The organism is Paraburkholderia sp. BL27I4N3, from assembly GCF_003386115.1.
Taxonomy (GTDB): domain Bacteria; phylum Pseudomonadota; class Gammaproteobacteria; order Burkholderiales; family Burkholderiaceae; genus Paraburkholderia.
Genome location: NZ_QREJ01000001.1, coordinates 6093811 through 6109320, shown reverse-complemented (window position 1 = coordinate 6109320; position 15510 = coordinate 6093811). Strand labels below are relative to the sequence as shown.

The 15510-nt window shown below is 62.8% G+C and carries 12 protein-coding genes and 1 pseudogene; 10 read left to right on the top strand and 3 right to left on the bottom strand.

Annotated features, from left to right (window positions below; translation table 11 throughout):
- Positions 1 to 5: 5 nt before the first annotated feature.
- Positions 6 to 578, bottom strand: coding sequence for a cupin domain-containing protein (locus B0G71_RS27765; protein WP_012426331.1), 573 nt, complete (start codon positions 576 to 578; stop codon positions 6 to 8).
- Positions 579 to 1508: 930 nt separating this feature from the next.
- Here B0G71_RS27765 and B0G71_RS27760 point away from each other — a divergent pair.
- The 9 genes and pseudogenes from B0G71_RS27760 (at position 1509) to B0G71_RS27720 (ending at position 11430) form a co-directional block, all read left to right on the top strand.
- Positions 1509 to 3050, top strand: coding sequence for a peptide MFS transporter (locus tag B0G71_RS27760; RefSeq protein ID WP_116145792.1), 1542 nt, complete (start codon positions 1509 to 1511; stop codon positions 3048 to 3050).
- 220 nt (positions 3051 to 3270) lie between these two features.
- Positions 3271 to 4743: a PLP-dependent aminotransferase family protein gene (locus B0G71_RS27755; protein ID WP_116145790.1), complete on the top strand. Its 1473-nt coding sequence runs from the start codon at positions 3271 to 3273 to the stop codon at positions 4741 to 4743.
- Between the two features lie 25 nt (positions 4744 to 4768).
- Positions 4769 to 5233: pseudogene (locus B0G71_RS27750) on the top strand (bifunctional metallophosphatase/5'-nucleotidase); the annotation flags it as partial.
- 94 nt (positions 5234 to 5327) lie between these two features.
- Positions 5328 to 5756, top strand: coding sequence for a tetratricopeptide repeat protein (locus B0G71_RS27745; RefSeq protein ID WP_116145789.1), 429 nt, complete (start codon positions 5328 to 5330; stop codon positions 5754 to 5756).
- A gap of 430 nt (positions 5757 to 6186) precedes the next feature.
- Entirely contained in the window at positions 6187 to 6639 is a 453-nt protein-coding gene (locus tag B0G71_RS27740; protein WP_035559188.1) for an HU family DNA-binding protein, read from the top strand.
- Between the two features lie 402 nt (positions 6640 to 7041).
- On the top strand, positions 7042 to 8451 hold the full coding sequence (locus B0G71_RS27735; RefSeq protein ID WP_012426335.1) for a circularly permuted type 2 ATP-grasp protein: 1410 nt from the start codon (positions 7042 to 7044) through the stop codon (positions 8449 to 8451).
- A gap of 164 nt (positions 8452 to 8615) precedes the next feature.
- Positions 8616 to 9566 (top strand): alpha-E domain-containing protein, encoded by a 951-nt coding sequence (locus B0G71_RS27730; protein ID WP_106277087.1) that lies wholly within the window; start codon positions 8616 to 8618, stop codon positions 9564 to 9566.
- A 12-nt stretch (positions 9567 to 9578) separates the two neighbouring features.
- Positions 9579 to 10379, top strand: coding sequence for a transglutaminase family protein (locus B0G71_RS27725; protein ID WP_106277088.1), 801 nt, complete (start codon positions 9579 to 9581; stop codon positions 10377 to 10379).
- A gap of 178 nt (positions 10380 to 10557) precedes the next feature.
- Positions 10558 to 11430, top strand: coding sequence for a proteasome-type protease (locus B0G71_RS27720; RefSeq protein WP_106277090.1), 873 nt, complete (start codon positions 10558 to 10560; stop codon positions 11428 to 11430).
- Between the two features lie 226 nt (positions 11431 to 11656).
- On the opposite strand, the gene B0G71_RS27715 is transcribed toward B0G71_RS27720, so the two are convergent.
- A complete protein-coding gene (locus tag B0G71_RS27715; protein ID WP_116123291.1) occupies positions 11657 to 12844 on the bottom strand; it encodes a porin in 1188 nt (395 codons plus the stop codon).
- Positions 12845 to 13259: 415 nt separating this feature from the next.
- On the bottom strand, positions 13260 to 14591 hold the full coding sequence (locus B0G71_RS27710; protein ID WP_116145787.1) for a YihY/virulence factor BrkB family protein: 1332 nt from the start codon (positions 14589 to 14591) through the stop codon (positions 13260 to 13262).
- A 256-nt stretch (positions 14592 to 14847) separates the two neighbouring features.
- On the opposite strand from B0G71_RS27710, the gene B0G71_RS27705 reads away from it, so the two are divergent.
- Positions 14848 to 15387, top strand: a complete 540-nt coding sequence (locus tag B0G71_RS27705; RefSeq protein ID WP_116145785.1) for a YbaK/EbsC family protein — start codon at positions 14848 to 14850, stop codon at positions 15385 to 15387.
- The last annotated feature ends 123 nt before the right edge of the window (positions 15388 to 15510 follow it).

Below are 15510 nucleotides of genomic sequence, written 5' to 3'. Positions count from 1 at the left end.
GCCCTTTAGAACAGTCTTGGTGTGCCCACCCAGACGACCACCGACTCGATGCGCGCGGTGTTCACCCAGCTGTGCGGCACCGTCGATTCGTAATGCGCGCTGTCTCCCGCGTGCAACACGAACGTCTTGCCTTCCAGCGTCAACGACACTTCGCCGTCGATCACATAAACAAACTCTTCCCCGGCATGCGTGGTGACTTCCGAGCGCTTCTGCCCGGGCGGCATCCTCACCAGGATCGCTTCGAGCTGACGGCCGCCCGTCAAGTTGGTCAGCCGCGCAAACAGATTGGCCGAGTCCGCAAAACCGAAAAACTTCAACTGATCGCCCCGGCTCACGCAGCGTTCCTCGCTGGGTGTGTCGACGAAATACTGCACCGTGACCCCGAGTGCGTGGGCGATACCGGCCAACGAAGTGATGGACGGTGACGCCAGCCCGCGCTCGACTTGCGACAAAAACGGCTTGGAAATACCCGCTGCGGTTGCCGTGTCATCCAGCGTGCGCTTGAGCCGTTGGCGCAGCGCGCGGATCTTGCTGCCGATTTCTAATGCCGGATTGCTTTTTTGAATTGTCGTGACCATAGCAGGAGGAAATTAGCCCGTCAAAATTTGTTTGATATAAGTAAATATGGTTTGATTGTGGTCTTGGGCGGGACTGCAGGTCTTTTCAGCCCTGGGTGGTTGCGAGTGACCACATTTCGAGACAGGACTCTATGTTGCCAGAATCGAAACTAACCCCGGCCAAAACGACCGTTTATTTCTGGAAACGGCGAACAATCGGCGTATCGACTGCAGTAGGCATGCTGGTAAGCGCGGTTATGCAATACGAGTATCAGGACGATTAAGCGTATGACACCAAAGGTTATTTCCGACGGCACGCGTCGATTTGGCGAAAAGACATGGCTGTAAGAGCAAGTAATCGACGTGGACTCAGTGGATTCCCTGAGTGACTTGGGATGTATCTGTTTGCAGAATCAGGCCCGCTTGCGGACGGGCGCGCATTTGGACATCACACGTGCACATCCGGCCGCTGTTTATCATTTCGCCCGCAGCGATCCTGCGTGGCGGAGCACTGTCCGGCACGTTCCAACCGAACGGCGGCCGGCGCAAGGACATGACTATCACCGCCGATTCTTTCCACCGCGGGCTTTACGCCCGCCGCCGCGTGGCAACGCTTCTCTCTGCGGTCCTCGGAATCCCCCTTGTTCGCGATGCTTTATCATTGGGCCCGCTCCGCATGCCGGAGTCCGAGCCCGGTGTGCCGCAGCGTCCTCCAGGAGGACTTGCCGCGGGGCGTTTCGCGAGGCGGGCGTCGATCCTATCCCTTGGTTGATCTGCTGGTTTGGCGCTTTAGCGCGCGCAAGAGCGGGCTAAAGCGCTGCATCAGTGCGCCTGTGCGCCAGTGGATCCACATGAGGGCGCACGCTTCGCCGACTGTCTTTCCAGCTTCCGTTTCACGCGCCGCGCGGCCAGTTCGCGCGACGCCGCAACCGTTTGAACAAGAGGTACACGATGAACTCATCCAATCCGGCGGGCGCACACGTCTCGCAGACCCGTTCGTTTTCGACAGTCTTTCTGATCGAGATGTGGGAGCGCTTCGGCTATTACGGCATGGCCGCGCTGCTCGTGCTGTTCATGATCGACAAGCTGCAGTTCACCGACAGCCACGCCACGCTCACGTGGGGCGCGTTCACGGCGCTGGTGTACGCGTCGCCGTCGATCGGCGGCTGGATCGGCGACAAGATTCTCGGCGCGCGGCGCACGATGATCTTCGGCGCTGGCGTGCTGTCGGCCGGTTATTTCATGCTGGCGCTGCCCAATGACCAACTCGCCTATATGTACGCGTCGCTCGGCGTGATCGTGGTGGGCAACGGCCTCTTCAAGGCCAACGCGGCGAATCTGGTGCGCCGTATCTATGAAGGCGACGACGCGCGCATCGACAGCGCGTTCACGATCTACTACATGGCGGTCAACATCGGCTCGACGGTGTCGATGCTCGCCACGCCGTGGATCAAGGACCATTGGGGCTGGCATACGGCCTTCGCCGTTTGCTGCGCGGGGATGCTGTTGTCGGTGCTGAACTACTTCATCATGTTTCGCACGCTCGCGCATATCGGCTCCGCGCCGGACGCCGAACCGGTGCGCTGGAAGCGTGTCGGCGCGGTCGCGCTGGGCGGTCTCGCGCTCGGTGCTACGACCATGTTCGTGCTGCAACACAAGGCGATCGCGGTGGCGTGCGTGTACACGGCGGGTGTCGCGATTCTGGCGATCTTCGGCTACATGCTGATGAAGTGCGAGCGCTCGGAGCGCTCCGGGCTGGTCGCCGCGTTGGTCCTGACGGCGCAGGTGATCCTGTTCTTCGTGTTCTACGTGCAGATGTCGACGTCGCTCACGCTGTTCGCGCTGCGCAACGTCGATCCGCGTTTCATCCTGTTCGGCCAGACGTGGTTCACGTGGAGCGCCGCGCAGTTCCAGGCGCTCAATCCAATCTGGATCATGTTGCTGAGCCCGCTGCTCGCGCTGCTGTATACGAAGCTCGCGAAGAGCGGCAAGGACGTGCCGGTGGCGGTGAAGTATGCGTTCGGTTTCGCCGTGGTCGCGGCCGGTTTCTTCGTCTATGCGGCAAGCGGCAACTACGCGGTGAACGGGCGCGTGTCGTCGTGGTTCATGGTGGGCGGCTACGGCCTGTATTCGCTCGGCGAATTGCTGGTGAGCGGCCTGGGGCTCGCAATGATCGCGCGCTACGTGCCGGCGCGCATGAGCGGTTTCATGATGGGCGCGTACTTCGTGGCGACCGGCGTGTCGCAATATCTGGGCAGCGTGGTGGCGAATTTCGCACAGATGCCGGCGGGCGATATGGATCCGCTGGAATCGTTGCCGCTTTATACCAAGTTGTTTACCGGCCTCGGCTGGCTCGCGGCGGTGGGCGCGCTGGTGGCGGTTCTGCTGCTGCCGTTGATGCGCAAGCTCTCGCGCGAACATCAGCGTTGCAGCGACGAGGCGCGTGAGAATGCGCGGCAAACGGCGGCGTTGAATGGGGTGGTGGTGGAGTAATCACGCTTGCGTTGACGAACGAGGCGCACGCCATGACGTGCGCCGGTAAAACAGAATGGCGCGCCTCGCAACGCAAGGCGCGCCATTTTTGCATGGGGAAGTGCCGCGCGCGCTGAAGTGCCCCAAAGTGTCCATCCGATAGCACAGCCGGAGGTAAGCTAACGGTTGCAATTGGTCTTCCCACGCAACCGTTTCCCAGCCACCCAAGGTAGCCACCCGGATGGAAATCCATATCGCGGTAGAAGGTCATCACGATCTGTCCGGCCAGATCTATCGCCAGTTGCGCGCGGGTATTCTCGAAGGACGCCTTGCGGGCGGCACGCGTCTGCCGTCCACGCGCGACCTCGCCACGCAACTGGGCGTGTCGCGCAAGACCACGCTCGACGTGTTCGAGCGGCTGCTCTCCGAAGGCTATCTGAGCGCGCGCGGCGGCTCGGGCACCTTCGTCGCCGACGGTCTGAAGCGTCTGCCGGTGGAGCGCTCCGCGCATGCGCGGGCCGCGGAGTCGTCGCGCGAGCGGGCCAAGGCGAAGGCTGCCGCGCGCGCCCAGCCGCTGTGGGACGAGATGCCCGAAAGCCTGCCCCTGCCGAAGCCTTCGGTGGCGTCGCCGCTAGACTTCGTCGGCGGCGCGACTGACAAGACGCTGTTTCCTTTCGACGTCTGGCGCCGCTGCGTGAACCACGCGTTGCGTGCTCAGGCGCGCGGCCCCGGCATCTATCGCGACACGGCCGGCGAGCAGGAGCTGCGCCTCGCGATCTCGCGCTACTTGGCCTTCAACCGCGCGGTCGCAAGCAACTGGGAAGACGTGATCGTCACGCAAGGCGCGCAGCACGCGCTCGATCTGCTGGCGCGCATCACCTTGCGCGCGGGCGAAGTCGCGGCGATCGAGGATCCTGGCTATACGCCGGCTCAGGCGTGCCTGAAGGCCACCGGCGCGCGCGTGGTGCCCGTGCCGGTGGACGCTGAAGGCCTGATCGTCAGCAAGCTGCCGGACAAGGCGCGGCTCGTCTACGTGACGCCCTCGCATCAGTTTCCGCTCGGCATGCCGATGAGCCTCGAGCGGCGCGTGGAACTGCTCGAATGGGCGCAGAAACGCGGCGCCGTGATTATCGAGGACGACTACGACTGCGAGTACCGTTTCGAAGGACGGCCGATGGAGCCGCTGAAAAGTCTCGACCGCGCCGGACTCGTCGCCTATGTCGGCACGTTTTCGAAGACGATCTTTCCCGAGCTGCGCGTCGGCTATGTGGTGCCGCCGGCCTCGCTCTACGGTGCGCTCATCAAGGCGCGCCAGATCGGCGACTGGCACGGCTGCACGCTCACGCAGACGGCGCTCGCGTCGTTCATGCTCAACGGTGAATTCGCCAAGCATCTGCGGCGCATGCACAAGACCTACGCGGCGCGCCGCGCGATGCTGCTCGATCACCTGCACGGCGGTCTCGCGCCCTGGTTCGATCCGATCGTGCCGACGGCCGGCATCCACATGGCGGCGCGTCTGAAGGCGCCGCTGACGGAAGAAGCGGTGGTGAGCGCGGCGCGTTTAGCATCGATCGGCTTGTATGGACTCGCACCGTTTCATGTACGCGCGAAGGCGCAGCCGGGCCTGATGTTCGGCTACGGCAACATCGCGGTCGAGCATATCGATGCCGCGCTCACGAAGCTCGCCGGCATCCTGCCGCAGCTCGTGCAATAGGCCCGCGTTCCGGGCGTGCAGATTACTTATCGGCTTCACGCCGCCCGCGATCATGGCGTGGGACAAGCGCTGGCTCGACGGCAATGTCTATACGCAAGGCCTCGTGGAAAGCGTGTCGAAGTACGTGCCGGAAATGAAGGCGAAGGGCGCGCAGATCATCGTGGCGATGTCGCATGGCGGGCTCGATAACTCGACCTATTCACCGTCGATGGAAAACGGCAGCTACTATTTGTCGAAAGTAGCCGGCATCGACGCGATGCTGATCGGCCACTCGCACCAGGTTTTCCCCGATAAAAACAGCACCGTCACGCAATTCAATCTGCCGGGCGTCGACAAGGTGAAGGGCACAGTCAACGGCGTGCCGACCGTGATGGCGAATTTCTGGGGCAAGCATCTCGGCGTGATCAAGCTCGCGTTGAACTACAACAACGGCACGTGGACGGTGGACCGCACCTCGAGCACCGCGGAAGCAAGCTCGATCCAGAACGCCGCGGATCGACGAGCAACGCGAAGGCGTCGAGCGCTATCGCCGGCTTGCGCACGAGGGCGCTCCGCGTGCGCGTGCCACGCTCGGGCATCTGCTGTTGCGCGGGTTGCCCGGCGTCGCGCCGGACTACGTGGAAAGCCGCCGTTGGCTGACGCTGGCGGCGTCGCATGATTCGCGCGATGCCCAGGCGGCCTACGATCTCGCGACGCTCTATCGCAACGGCTACGGCGTGGCGCGCGACGCCGTAGCCGCGATTCGCTGGCTCGAACAGGCGGCGCAAGCGGGCTTGCCGCTCGCGCAATTCCAGCTCGCCAACGAGTATCGCTTCGGCGCGACGCGGCCGCACGACGACGCGTTGGCGCTTCAATGGCTCACGCGCGCGGCCAATGCGGAGTTACCCGAAGCCAATCTCGCGCTGGCGATGGCCTATCGCAATGGCGAGCTCGGCATGGCGCGAGACGAGAACGAGTATTGGGCTCACGTGAAGGAAAGCGAACACGATCTCAAACACGTCAACCGGCAGTAAAAGTGTTTTGACGCCCGCCCGCGATTTTCTGTCGCAGGGCGAGATTGGCCGCCCCCTGCAGCGTTTTTCGCTGCAGGGGGCGTGTTTTTTCTGCCGCGTGAAAGTGCGCGGCGAGCGAGTCATGAAGTGTTTTTCTCGATCATCGAGCGATCCGCCGGCGATGGTCAGGCGCAGAAAGTGCCGTTATTCATGCATCGAAATGGCTTGTAACGTACGTTACGTGTTGGTGTTGCCAGGCTCGCCGACGCATGTTTACCCGCTAAAACAAGCATCAAAATGTGTTGCGCAGTCTGCGCCGCGCAACAAACCTTCGCTGTTATACATAAAAGAGTCGCGCAAATCGTATTAGCGCTTGTAGAATCCGGCGTTGAAGCGTGCGCATACGGTGTGCGCTTCGTGCAATTCACTGACCACAACAGGTAGGAGAAACATGCCGACTTCCGCAAAAAAGGTGGCCAAGAAGGCTGCTGCCCCGGTACCCGCCAAGAAGGTTGCTGCAAAGAAAGTTCCTGCGAAGAAGGCCGTCGCAGCTAAGAAGGTCGCCGTGAAGGCGTCCAGCGCTCCGTCGCCGATCAAGGACACCTTCACGAAGGCCTCGCTGGCTGCACACGTCGCTGAACGCGCTGCTGTGGAACCGAAAACCGCCAAGGCTGTTCTGGCCGCGCTCGAAGACACGATCCTCGGCGCCGTGCACAAGAAGGGCGCCGGCGAATTCACGCTGTCGGGTCTTCTGAAGATCGTCGTGCAAGCTGTCCCGGCGAAGAAGAAGCGCTTCGGCAAAGACCCGTTCTCGGGCGAAGAGCGTTGGTTCCCGGCCAAGCCGGCTAGCGTGCGCATCAAGGCACGTCCGCTGAAGAAGCTGAAAGACGCTGCCGCGGGCTGATCGAGCTTCACGCGTTGCCGCTGTTTTAACAATGGTTGACGCTTGAGGCGAACCGAGGCACACGCCCTCGGTTCGATCCGCGGTACACGTTGTCCGAATCCCCGTGGGTGAGAATCCACGGGGATTTTTTATGCGTACGCGGCGTATTGCGATTTCGCCGGATGCCTCACATGACCTGCTCTTTCCGTGCACCGCCGCGCCGCACATGCACTGTACTAGCGCATCATGGGCCGCCGCAGTACGATGACAGCGAAGCCATGCCGGCCGGGATGCGCTATTCGCGTGCATGCAGGCGGTTTAGTACGCAGAAAGCTCAATGGCATAGCGCTTGCTTGATCGATTGTCGAACACCGAATGCGCAGCGCATTCGCCTTCTATCCGACAACAAGAGCGGGGCGTGACATGCGATGCTATGACGAGATGCGTCATCATGACGATGCCGTGCGGCCACACTACGCGCGCTTTGAGCGGTGGCTGGTGAAGCAGGGCAACGAGGCGATCGCACGCAAGCGTGCGGAAGCCGACCTGCTGTTTCGCCGGGTCGGCATCACCTTCGCGGTGAACGGCGACCTGTCCGGCACTGAGCGGTTGATCCCATTCGACCTGATTCCGCGCATCATTCCGCGCGGTGAATGGCAGACGCTGGAGGCCGGTTTGCGTCAGCGCGTGCAGGCGCTCAATCTGTTCATTCACGACGTCTATCACGACCGCAATATCGTGCGCGCCGGCATCGTGCCGGCCGAGCAGGTCTACACCAACGCGCAATACCGGCCTGAAATGCAGGGCGTGAATGTGCCGCTCGGTGTTTACGCGCATATCGCCGGCGTCGACGTGGTGCGAGCCGGCGACGAAGGCGAGTTCTATGTGCTCGAAGACAACCTGCGGGTGCCGTCGGGCGTCTCCTATATGCTCGAAAACCGCAAGATGATGATGCGGCTTTTCCCCGAGCTGTTCGTGCAGAACCGCATTGCGCCGGTCGCGCATTATCCCGATCTGCTACTCGATACGCTGCGCTCGGTCGCGCCCGAAGGCGTCGACGATCCGGTCGTGGTGGTGCTCACGCCGGGCATGTACAACTCCGCGTATTTCGAGCACACCTTCCTCGCGCAGCAAATGGGCGTGGAACTGGTGGAAGGCAAGGACCTGTTCGTCGACGACAACTATGTGTTCATGCGCACGACGCAAGGGCCGAAGCGCGTCGACGTGATCTACCGCCGCGTCGACGACGATTTTCTCGATCCGCTCGCCTTCCGCAACGACTCGGCGCTCGGCGTGCCCGGTTTGCTGACCGCGTATCGCGCGGGCCGCGTCGCGCTCGCGAACGCGATGGGTACCGGCATCGCCGACGACAAATCGATCTACCCGTACGTGCCGGAAATGATCGAGTTTTACCTCGGCGAGAAGCCGATCCTCAATAACGTGCCCACGTTCCAGTGCCGCAAGCCGGATGACCTGGCGTACACGCTCGCACATCTGCCGGAACTGGTGGTCAAGGAAGTGCACGGCGCGGGCGGCTACGGCATGCTCGTCGGACCGGCTTCGACGAAAGCCGAAATCGAATCCTTCCGTGAGCGGTTGATCGCGCGTCCCGCGGGCTACATCGCGCAGCCCACGCTCGCGCTCTCCGCATGTCCGACCTTCGTCGAAGCCGGCATCGCGCCGCGCCATATCGACCTGCGGCCGTTCGTGCTGTCCGGCAAGACCGTCACGATGGTCGCCGGCGGACTGACGCGCGTGGCATTGCAGGAGGGCTCGCTCGTCGTCAATTCGTCGCAGGGAGGCGGGACCAAAGATACGTGGATGGTCGACTGACGCGGTTGCCGATGCGGTTGCACAGGGTTCACGCAACCGCGCCCGCAACCCAACGCGCCGGGCAGCACGTGATATGCAACACGCGCGCCGCCGGTGCACACGGATAACCAGCGCGAGCCTTTTACCTCGACGAGGCCTCGCGTCATCAGATACGGAACGCCGTCATGCTAAGCCGAACCGCCGATCACCTTTTCTGGATGGCCCGCTACATGGAGCGCGCGGAGAACACCGCCCGCATGCTCGATATCAACCTGAAGGCGCTGCTGTTGCCGCAGACGCCCGACCAGGAGGCGCGCGCGCAACGCTCGGTGCTGCGCATCTCCGAACTCGAAACCGCCTTCGCGCAGCGTTACGACGAACCGACCCGCGAACACGTGCTCGATTTCATGGTGGCCGATGCGACCAATCCGTCGAGTATTCATTCGTGTCTGCAGGCCGCGCGCGAAAATGCCCGCGCCGTGCGCGGCACGCTGACGACCGAGTGGTGGGAAACCATCAACGACACGTGGCTCGAATTCAACGAGCGCGCCTCGGCGGGGCAGGCCGCGAGCAATCCGGGCGCGCTGTTCGAATGGGTCAAGTTCCGCTCGCACCTGTCGCGCGGCGTGACGATCGGCACCGCGCTGCAGGACGACGCGTTCTTCTTCACGCAGCTCGGCACTTTCCTCGAACGCGCCGACAACACCGCGCGGATTCTCGACGTGCGCTTTGCCGACGTGGAACCGAATTCACGCGATGCCGCGCGCCAGCTCGAAGATTTCTATTACTGGACCTCGATCCTGAGTTCGGTGTCGGCGCTGGAGATCTATCGCAAGGTGTATCGCGACGTCGTCACGCCGGCGCGCGTGGTCGAACTGATGATCCTGAATCAGCAGATGCCGCGTTCGCTGCTGGCGTCGCTCGAAGGCGTCTGCGTGAATCTGGCGATGCTGCGCACCTCCGGCTCGAACCAGTGCGAACGGTTCGCCGGCAAGCTGCGCGCCGAACTCGTGTACTCCGACATCCGGCAGATTTTCGAAGCCGGCCTGCACGCCTATCTGACACAGTTCCTCGCTCGCGTGTTCGAGCTGGGCAATCTGGTTGCGCGTACCTATCTGATGTTGCCAGTCGCCTGACGGAGTTTCTTTATGTACCTGACGATCCGCCACGACACGTCCTATCGCTACGAAGCGACTGTCCATTATTCGATCCAGCAACTGCGTCTGACGCCGGCGAGCGGCGCCTCGCAGGTCGTACGGCGCTGGAGCATCGACGCACCGGGCAAGCTCGACGCGACCTTCGACGCTTACGGCAACGTGCTGCACACGCTGGTCATCAACAAGCCGCATAGCGAGATTCGTCTGCACGTGGCCGGCGAAGTGGACACGATTGCGCTGATCGACGGCCATTTGCCCGACGCCGTCGGCCCGATTCCGCTCGAGCATTTCACCTGCTCGACGCGCTTGACCGAGGCCGATGCGGCGGTCCGTGAACTGGCCGAATCGGTGCCGAGCTTGACCAGTTCGGCGAACCTGATCGCGCTCTCCGAACAGATCGTGCAGCGCGTGAAGTACAACCCGGGCATTACCGAAGTCACCAGCACGGCGGCCCAGGCCCTCGAACTCGGCAACGGCGTATGTCAGGACCACGCGCATCTGATGCTCGCGTGCTGCCGCGCGCGCGGCATTCCGGCGCGCTACGTGAGCGGCTATATCGAACCCGGCGAGGTGACGCACGGCGCGAGCCATGCGTGGGTCGACGTGTGGGTCGAAGGCAAAGGCTGGATTTCCATCGACGTCACCCATGCCGCGTTTGCCAGCGAACTCTACTGTCGCCTCGCCGTTGCGCGCGACTATGAAGCGGCCGCGCCGGTGCGTGGCCGGCGTATCGGCGGGCTGGAAGAACAGCTTAAAGTGTCCGTTACGGTCAGCGGGCAACAGTCGCAGTAGACGCGCAACGAGGCCGGCTCGCAAAAGGGCTCCGGAGGCGCCAGTGAGCGCCAGCCCTCATATCGCCATTCAGAATAGGCCCGCGACGGCCGATAAACGGGATATAACGGGATAGAGGCGCATGCGCGCCGCATTACAATAGCGCCGTTCAGTTGTTTTTTTGCGGGTACCTTTTCTTATGACTTACTGTGTCGCGATGTCCGTCGACGACGGTCTCGTGTTCCTCTCGGACACGCGCACCAATGCGGGCGTCGATCACATCAGCACCGCGCGCAAGATGTCGGTGTTCGAGTTGCCGGGCGAACGCATGCTCACGCTGCTGGGCGCCGGCAATCTGTCGCTGACTCAAGCGGTGCTGCACGAGTTGTCCGAGCCCACCGATCCTTCCCAGCCCACGCTCTGGAGCGCGCCGACCATGGCCGACGCCGCCCGCGTGATCGGCCGTGCGGTGCGTTGCGTGCATCAGCGCGAGGCCGAGGCGTTGCAGGAATTCGGCGTCGACTTCAATTGCAGCTTCATTCTCGGTGGGCAGATCGCGGGTAACCGGCCGCGCCTGTTCATGATCTACGCGGCGGGCAATTTCATCGAGGCGTCGGCGGTCAATCCGTATTTCCAGATCGGCGAGGCCAAGTACGGCAAGCCGATCATCGATCGCGTGTTGACGCCGTCCACACCGCTCGACGAAGCCGCCAAATGCGCGCTGATCTCCATGGACTCGACGCTGCGCTCGAATCTGTCGGTCGGGCTGCCACTCGATCTGCTGGTCTACCAGAAGGACACGCTGCGCGTTACGCGCTTCGTCTCGATCGATCACGACAACGCGTACTTCGAAATGATTCACCGGACGTGGGGCGAGCGGCTGCGCCAGGTGTTCGGCGAGATCCCTGATCCGGACTGGCAGGAATCGCCGAATGTGCCGCTGTTGCAGCGGGAGCGGGCGCTGGTGCTGCATCGCGCGCCGGTGGGTGCTGACGGCATCGAACATGAACTCGACGCGAAGCCCGCGCAGACGTTGGCGCAGGCGGAGAGGGGCAAGGCGCAGCGAAAGTAGGCCGAAGACAGACGCGGTCGCATGCGTCGGGCCGGCGTGAAGCGCGGGCTCGGCGGGAAGCAGTACAGCAGAGGTCGTCAGGAGCCTGAAGCGGGCTTGCTGGCGGCCTTTTTCGTTGGGTCATCGAGAAGCATCAAGGAACTCAGGACGAAAAAAAACCAGCCACAGGCTTTCGCCCGTGGCTGGTCTTCAACTGCGTGTTGCTTCAGCAGTCCGTCAAGTTCGATTAGAACTTGTGGCGGATGCCCAGGCTGACCAGTTCTTGCGAGCTGGAAGCCGAGTTGTAGCCGTACGAACCGATTGCCGCGCCTGCATCAACCAGCGTACCGGCCGACGTGCGTTGCTGACCGCTTGCGTGCTGATATGCGCCGACCAGGTAGACGTCCGTGCGCTTCGACAGGTTGTAGTCGCCGCCCAGGGAAACCTGGTGATACGTTGCGCTCGAATCGCCGCTAGCCTTGGTGTAGATGTAGCCCACGCCAACCAGCATTGCCGGCGTTGCCTGGTAACCCAGGTATGCGCCACCGACGTTGTACTTCTGGGTCGAACCGAAGCCCGAGTTCGCGTCCGGCTTGTACTGTGCATTGCTGTAACGCAGGTTGGCCGTGAACGGGCCTGCGACATATTGCACAGCGACCGAAGCGATGCCGATCGACTTGGCTGCGGCGTATGCGCCGTTGACCTGGTTGTCGAACGTGCCGTCCGACGTGCTGCCGTTCCAGCCAGCTGTCGGCGGCGTGCCGGCGGTGCGGCTAGCCAGCGTGTTGCCGTTGTCCATGCGGAAGTAACCGGCAGCCACGCTGAACGGGCCCGTTGCATACGTTGCAGCGCCCGACCACGATTGACCCGAACCCGTTGCGCCAGCCACGCCGCCCAGAGCGTACATGCCTTCGAACTGGAAGCCGCCCCACACCGGCGAGGTGTACTTGATGGCGCTGTTCGTGCGCGAGGAGTTGTCGTTGTTGTCGACGTCGCCCGGCGTGGTGAAGGTCGAACCGAAGTAGTTGTCAGCCGTCAGCGGCTGAACCAGGTCGACCAGCGGGTCGTATTGACGACCCAGCGTGAACGTACCCCACTGATCACCCGTCAGGCCGACATACGCTTGACGACCGAACATACGGCCGCCTTGACTCAGCTTGCCGTTGTTCACGTCAAAGCCGTTTTCCAACTGGAAGATTGCCTTCAGGCCACCGCCGAGGTCTTCCGTGCCCTTCAAGCCGAAACGCGGACCTTGCAGGTTGCCGCCGACCAGGCCGACCTGATTCGAGTTCTTGCCGTTCGCGTCAACCGTGTTGTGAGCGTACTGGATCGATTCGTCGATCAAGCCATACAGGGTCACGCTGCTTTGAGCATGTGCCACGCCAGTGACGCCGAGGAGCGCCAGCGAGAGGGTAGACAGTGCGATTCGTTTCATCCATTTCTCCACGCAGATGATTAGTTTCTTTGTTGCGGAAAGGAGAATAGCTCACGGGGTCAATCGGCAAGAACTGGAAAAAAAAGAGTGTCTCCAAAAACTGACAAATCACGCAAAGCCTTGTATTTAAAGCGCGTTAACGATTATTTCTGTTTCAGCAACATTTATTCGTTGACTCAGCATTATTGTTGTTTTGATGACAGTGACGACTCCAATACGCGTACTTTCGACATCGATTTGTATGCTAAATGTAATGATGTCGTCTAATTTTCCGGCTCGTTCTGTAGCGTTCCCATAAGAATTGAAGCGGATCTGGCTTGACGGAGCGGCTAGACAGGTTTTCGTCGTTGTGAGCAGGCGCACCCGTGCAGCCGCTTGCAGGTGCGGCCGGGAAGCTGGGCCGGGACTGGAGGGCTTAGCGTTCGCTGTGATCGGTATTACGGCGCGCGACCATTGCTGCAGCCAGTCCGGCGGTCGCCGCCACGAGCACCGAAGTCCACGGATGCCGCCTCACGTAGCGGTCGGCCGCAACGGCTTTGCGGCTCGCTTCGATCAGTGTGACCGCGGCGATGCGGGTCGCTTGCGCTTCGGCGAGCACGACCGTGCGGCCGACCTTGAGCGCCGTTGCCCGCGCCGACGGCCGGTTTCTGGCTTGCATCCGGAAAGTCGCCGCTGGCGCCGCGCTGTTCAGCGCGCCGGCCCTCGCGGCGCGCATGGCGGGAGTGAGAGCGGCGTCGCCCGGCGCGGCGCGTTCGTCCGCTTGCGCGTCGGCGTGCGGCACCGCGTCCGCGGCGACAGTCGATGCCGCCAGCACAGAGGCGAGCTTGGCACGGCTGCCCGGCGGCGTCTCGTTCTGCATACCCCAGCCTCCGCGCGGATCATGCATGCGCCCGCGCGCCGCCGAGAATTCCGCACCGAGCAGCAGCACCGCGGCGGAGAAGTACAGCCACATCAGCAGCACGGCGAGCGAACCGGCCGCGCCGAACGAGGTGGCCATGCCGGCGTGCGCGAGATACAGCGCGAACAACTTTTTGCCCGCCGAAAACAGCACGGCCGCGACTATCCCGCCGACGAACGCATCGCGCCAGCGCACGCGCGCATCCGGCAAAAACTTGAGCAGGCCCGCGAAAGCGAACGCCAGCACGAGCAAGCCGACGCCGAGTTGCAGAAGATTGCCGATCACGACGTACGGCGAGTCGCCCCACAGCCACTTGCCGACGAAGGTGATGACGGTATCGAGCACCAGCGACACGATCAGCAAAAACGCGACGCCGAGCACCAGCCCGAACGAAATCAGCCGCACGCGCACGAGTGCCATCACGCTCGACGAACGCGGCCCGGTATTCGGCCAGACTATATTGAGTGCGCTATTGAGCGAAGAAAAGGTCGCGGAGGCGCCGATCACCAGCGTCACGAGCGAGATCACGGCCGCGATGCCACCCGCGCTGCCGCTGTGATGCGCGTTCTCGACGATCGTCTGGACGCCCGCGGCGGCCTGGTCGCCGAGCAGTCCGTGGATATGGGTGAACAACTCGCCACGCGCGGCTTCGGCGCCGAAGAACCAGCCGGCCACGGCGATCACCATCACCAGCGTGGGCGCAAGCGAGAACGCCGCATAGAAGGCGATGCTGGCGGCCATGGCCGCGCAGCGGTCTTCGGCAAACTGTTTGAAGGCGCCGATGGCCCAGTTGGCCTGTTTGCGGGCCACTTGCTGGAGGTTCTCGGCGGAAAGCGTGTCGATGTCCATGGTCGTGTTTCCCAATGGGTGCTGGCGCCGCGCGGGCAATTCGAGGTGGCGGGTGCGGACCGGGTGTGTGCGGACAGATCGGGCTGCTTCGCCGCAGTCTTCGCGTTCAAGCCTTTCGCAAACCTTGTGCCTGTCACTATAACAAGCGTGACCGGCGCGCGCCGCGTGCGTGCAGGTCACGTGCCGGCACCGTCGGCGCACCTTGAGCCAGGTGTGCCGTTAGAATGCGCGGGGATCCTCACACACTTTGCTCACTATGCACTCGCACGAACTCGTACAGCGGCTGGACGTCATTGCAGCGGAACAATTGGACGCGCATTTGCCTGCGCATGTGGTCGAGCAGTTGCCGGCGCAAGGCGTCACGGTTTTCTCCGTCACCGACGACGCGTCGGACACCGCCGCATTCAGCGCGCGCTACGGCTTCGGTCTGGAAGACTGCGCGAACACGATCGTGATCCGTTACAAGAAAGAGGGCGGTGAGCATTACGCGGCGGTCGTCTCGCTGGGTTCGCTGCGGCTCGACATCAACGGTGCGGTGAAGGCGGCATTGGGCGCGCAGCGGCTTTCGTTCGCCAAACGGGAAGCGGCGGTCGAGCATAGCGGCATGGAGTTCGGCGGCATCACGGCCTTCGGTCTGCCGGACGACTGGCGCATTCTCGTCGATGCTGCCGTCATGGAGCGGACCCAGATCGTCATGGGCGCGGGCGTGCGAGCCGCCAAGTTGTTGCTGGCGCCTGACGTCCTGCGTCAGTGGTCGCGCTGCGAAGTTGCCTCGCTGACGCTGCCGGCGGAATAAATCGTCGCCCACCTCGCGTGCACATAATCAGGTGTGAAGGCGCCGCCGCGTCCGTTGCGTCGTGAGCCGCGCCTCCCACACCCTCGTCCTGGCCCTGCGCCCGAAGCCGATCGGCAAAGCCTG

Coding starts and splice junctions, on each gene's coding strand:
- B0G71_RS27725 (WP_106277088.1), top strand. CDS start 9,579: ATGTACCTGACGATCCGCCACGACACGTCCTATCGCTACGAAGCGACT.
- B0G71_RS27710 (WP_116145787.1), bottom strand. CDS start 14,591: ATGGACATCGACACGCTTTCCGCCGAGAACCTCCAGCAAGTGGCCCGC.
- B0G71_RS27720 (WP_106277090.1), top strand. CDS start 10,558: ATGACTTACTGTGTCGCGATGTCCGTCGACGACGGTCTCGTGTTCCTC.
- B0G71_RS27730 (WP_106277087.1), top strand. CDS start 8,616: ATGCTAAGCCGAACCGCCGATCACCTTTTCTGGATGGCCCGCTACATG.
- B0G71_RS27735 (WP_012426335.1), top strand. CDS start 7,042: ATGCGATGCTATGACGAGATGCGTCATCATGACGATGCCGTGCGGCCA.
- B0G71_RS27765 (WP_012426331.1), bottom strand. CDS start 578: ATGGTCACGACAATTCAAAAAAGCAATCCGGCATTAGAAATCGGCAGC.
- B0G71_RS27740 (WP_035559188.1), top strand. CDS start 6,187: ATGCCGACTTCCGCAAAAAAGGTGGCCAAGAAGGCTGCTGCCCCGGTA.
- B0G71_RS27760 (WP_116145792.1), top strand. CDS start 1,509: ATGAACTCATCCAATCCGGCGGGCGCACACGTCTCGCAGACCCGTTCG.
- B0G71_RS27755 (WP_116145790.1), top strand. CDS start 3,271: ATGGAAATCCATATCGCGGTAGAAGGTCATCACGATCTGTCCGGCCAG.
- B0G71_RS27705 (WP_116145785.1), top strand. CDS start 14,848: ATGCACTCGCACGAACTCGTACAGCGGCTGGACGTCATTGCAGCGGAA.
- B0G71_RS27715 (WP_116123291.1), bottom strand. CDS start 12,844: ATGAAACGAATCGCACTGTCTACCCTCTCGCTGGCGCTCCTCGGCGTC.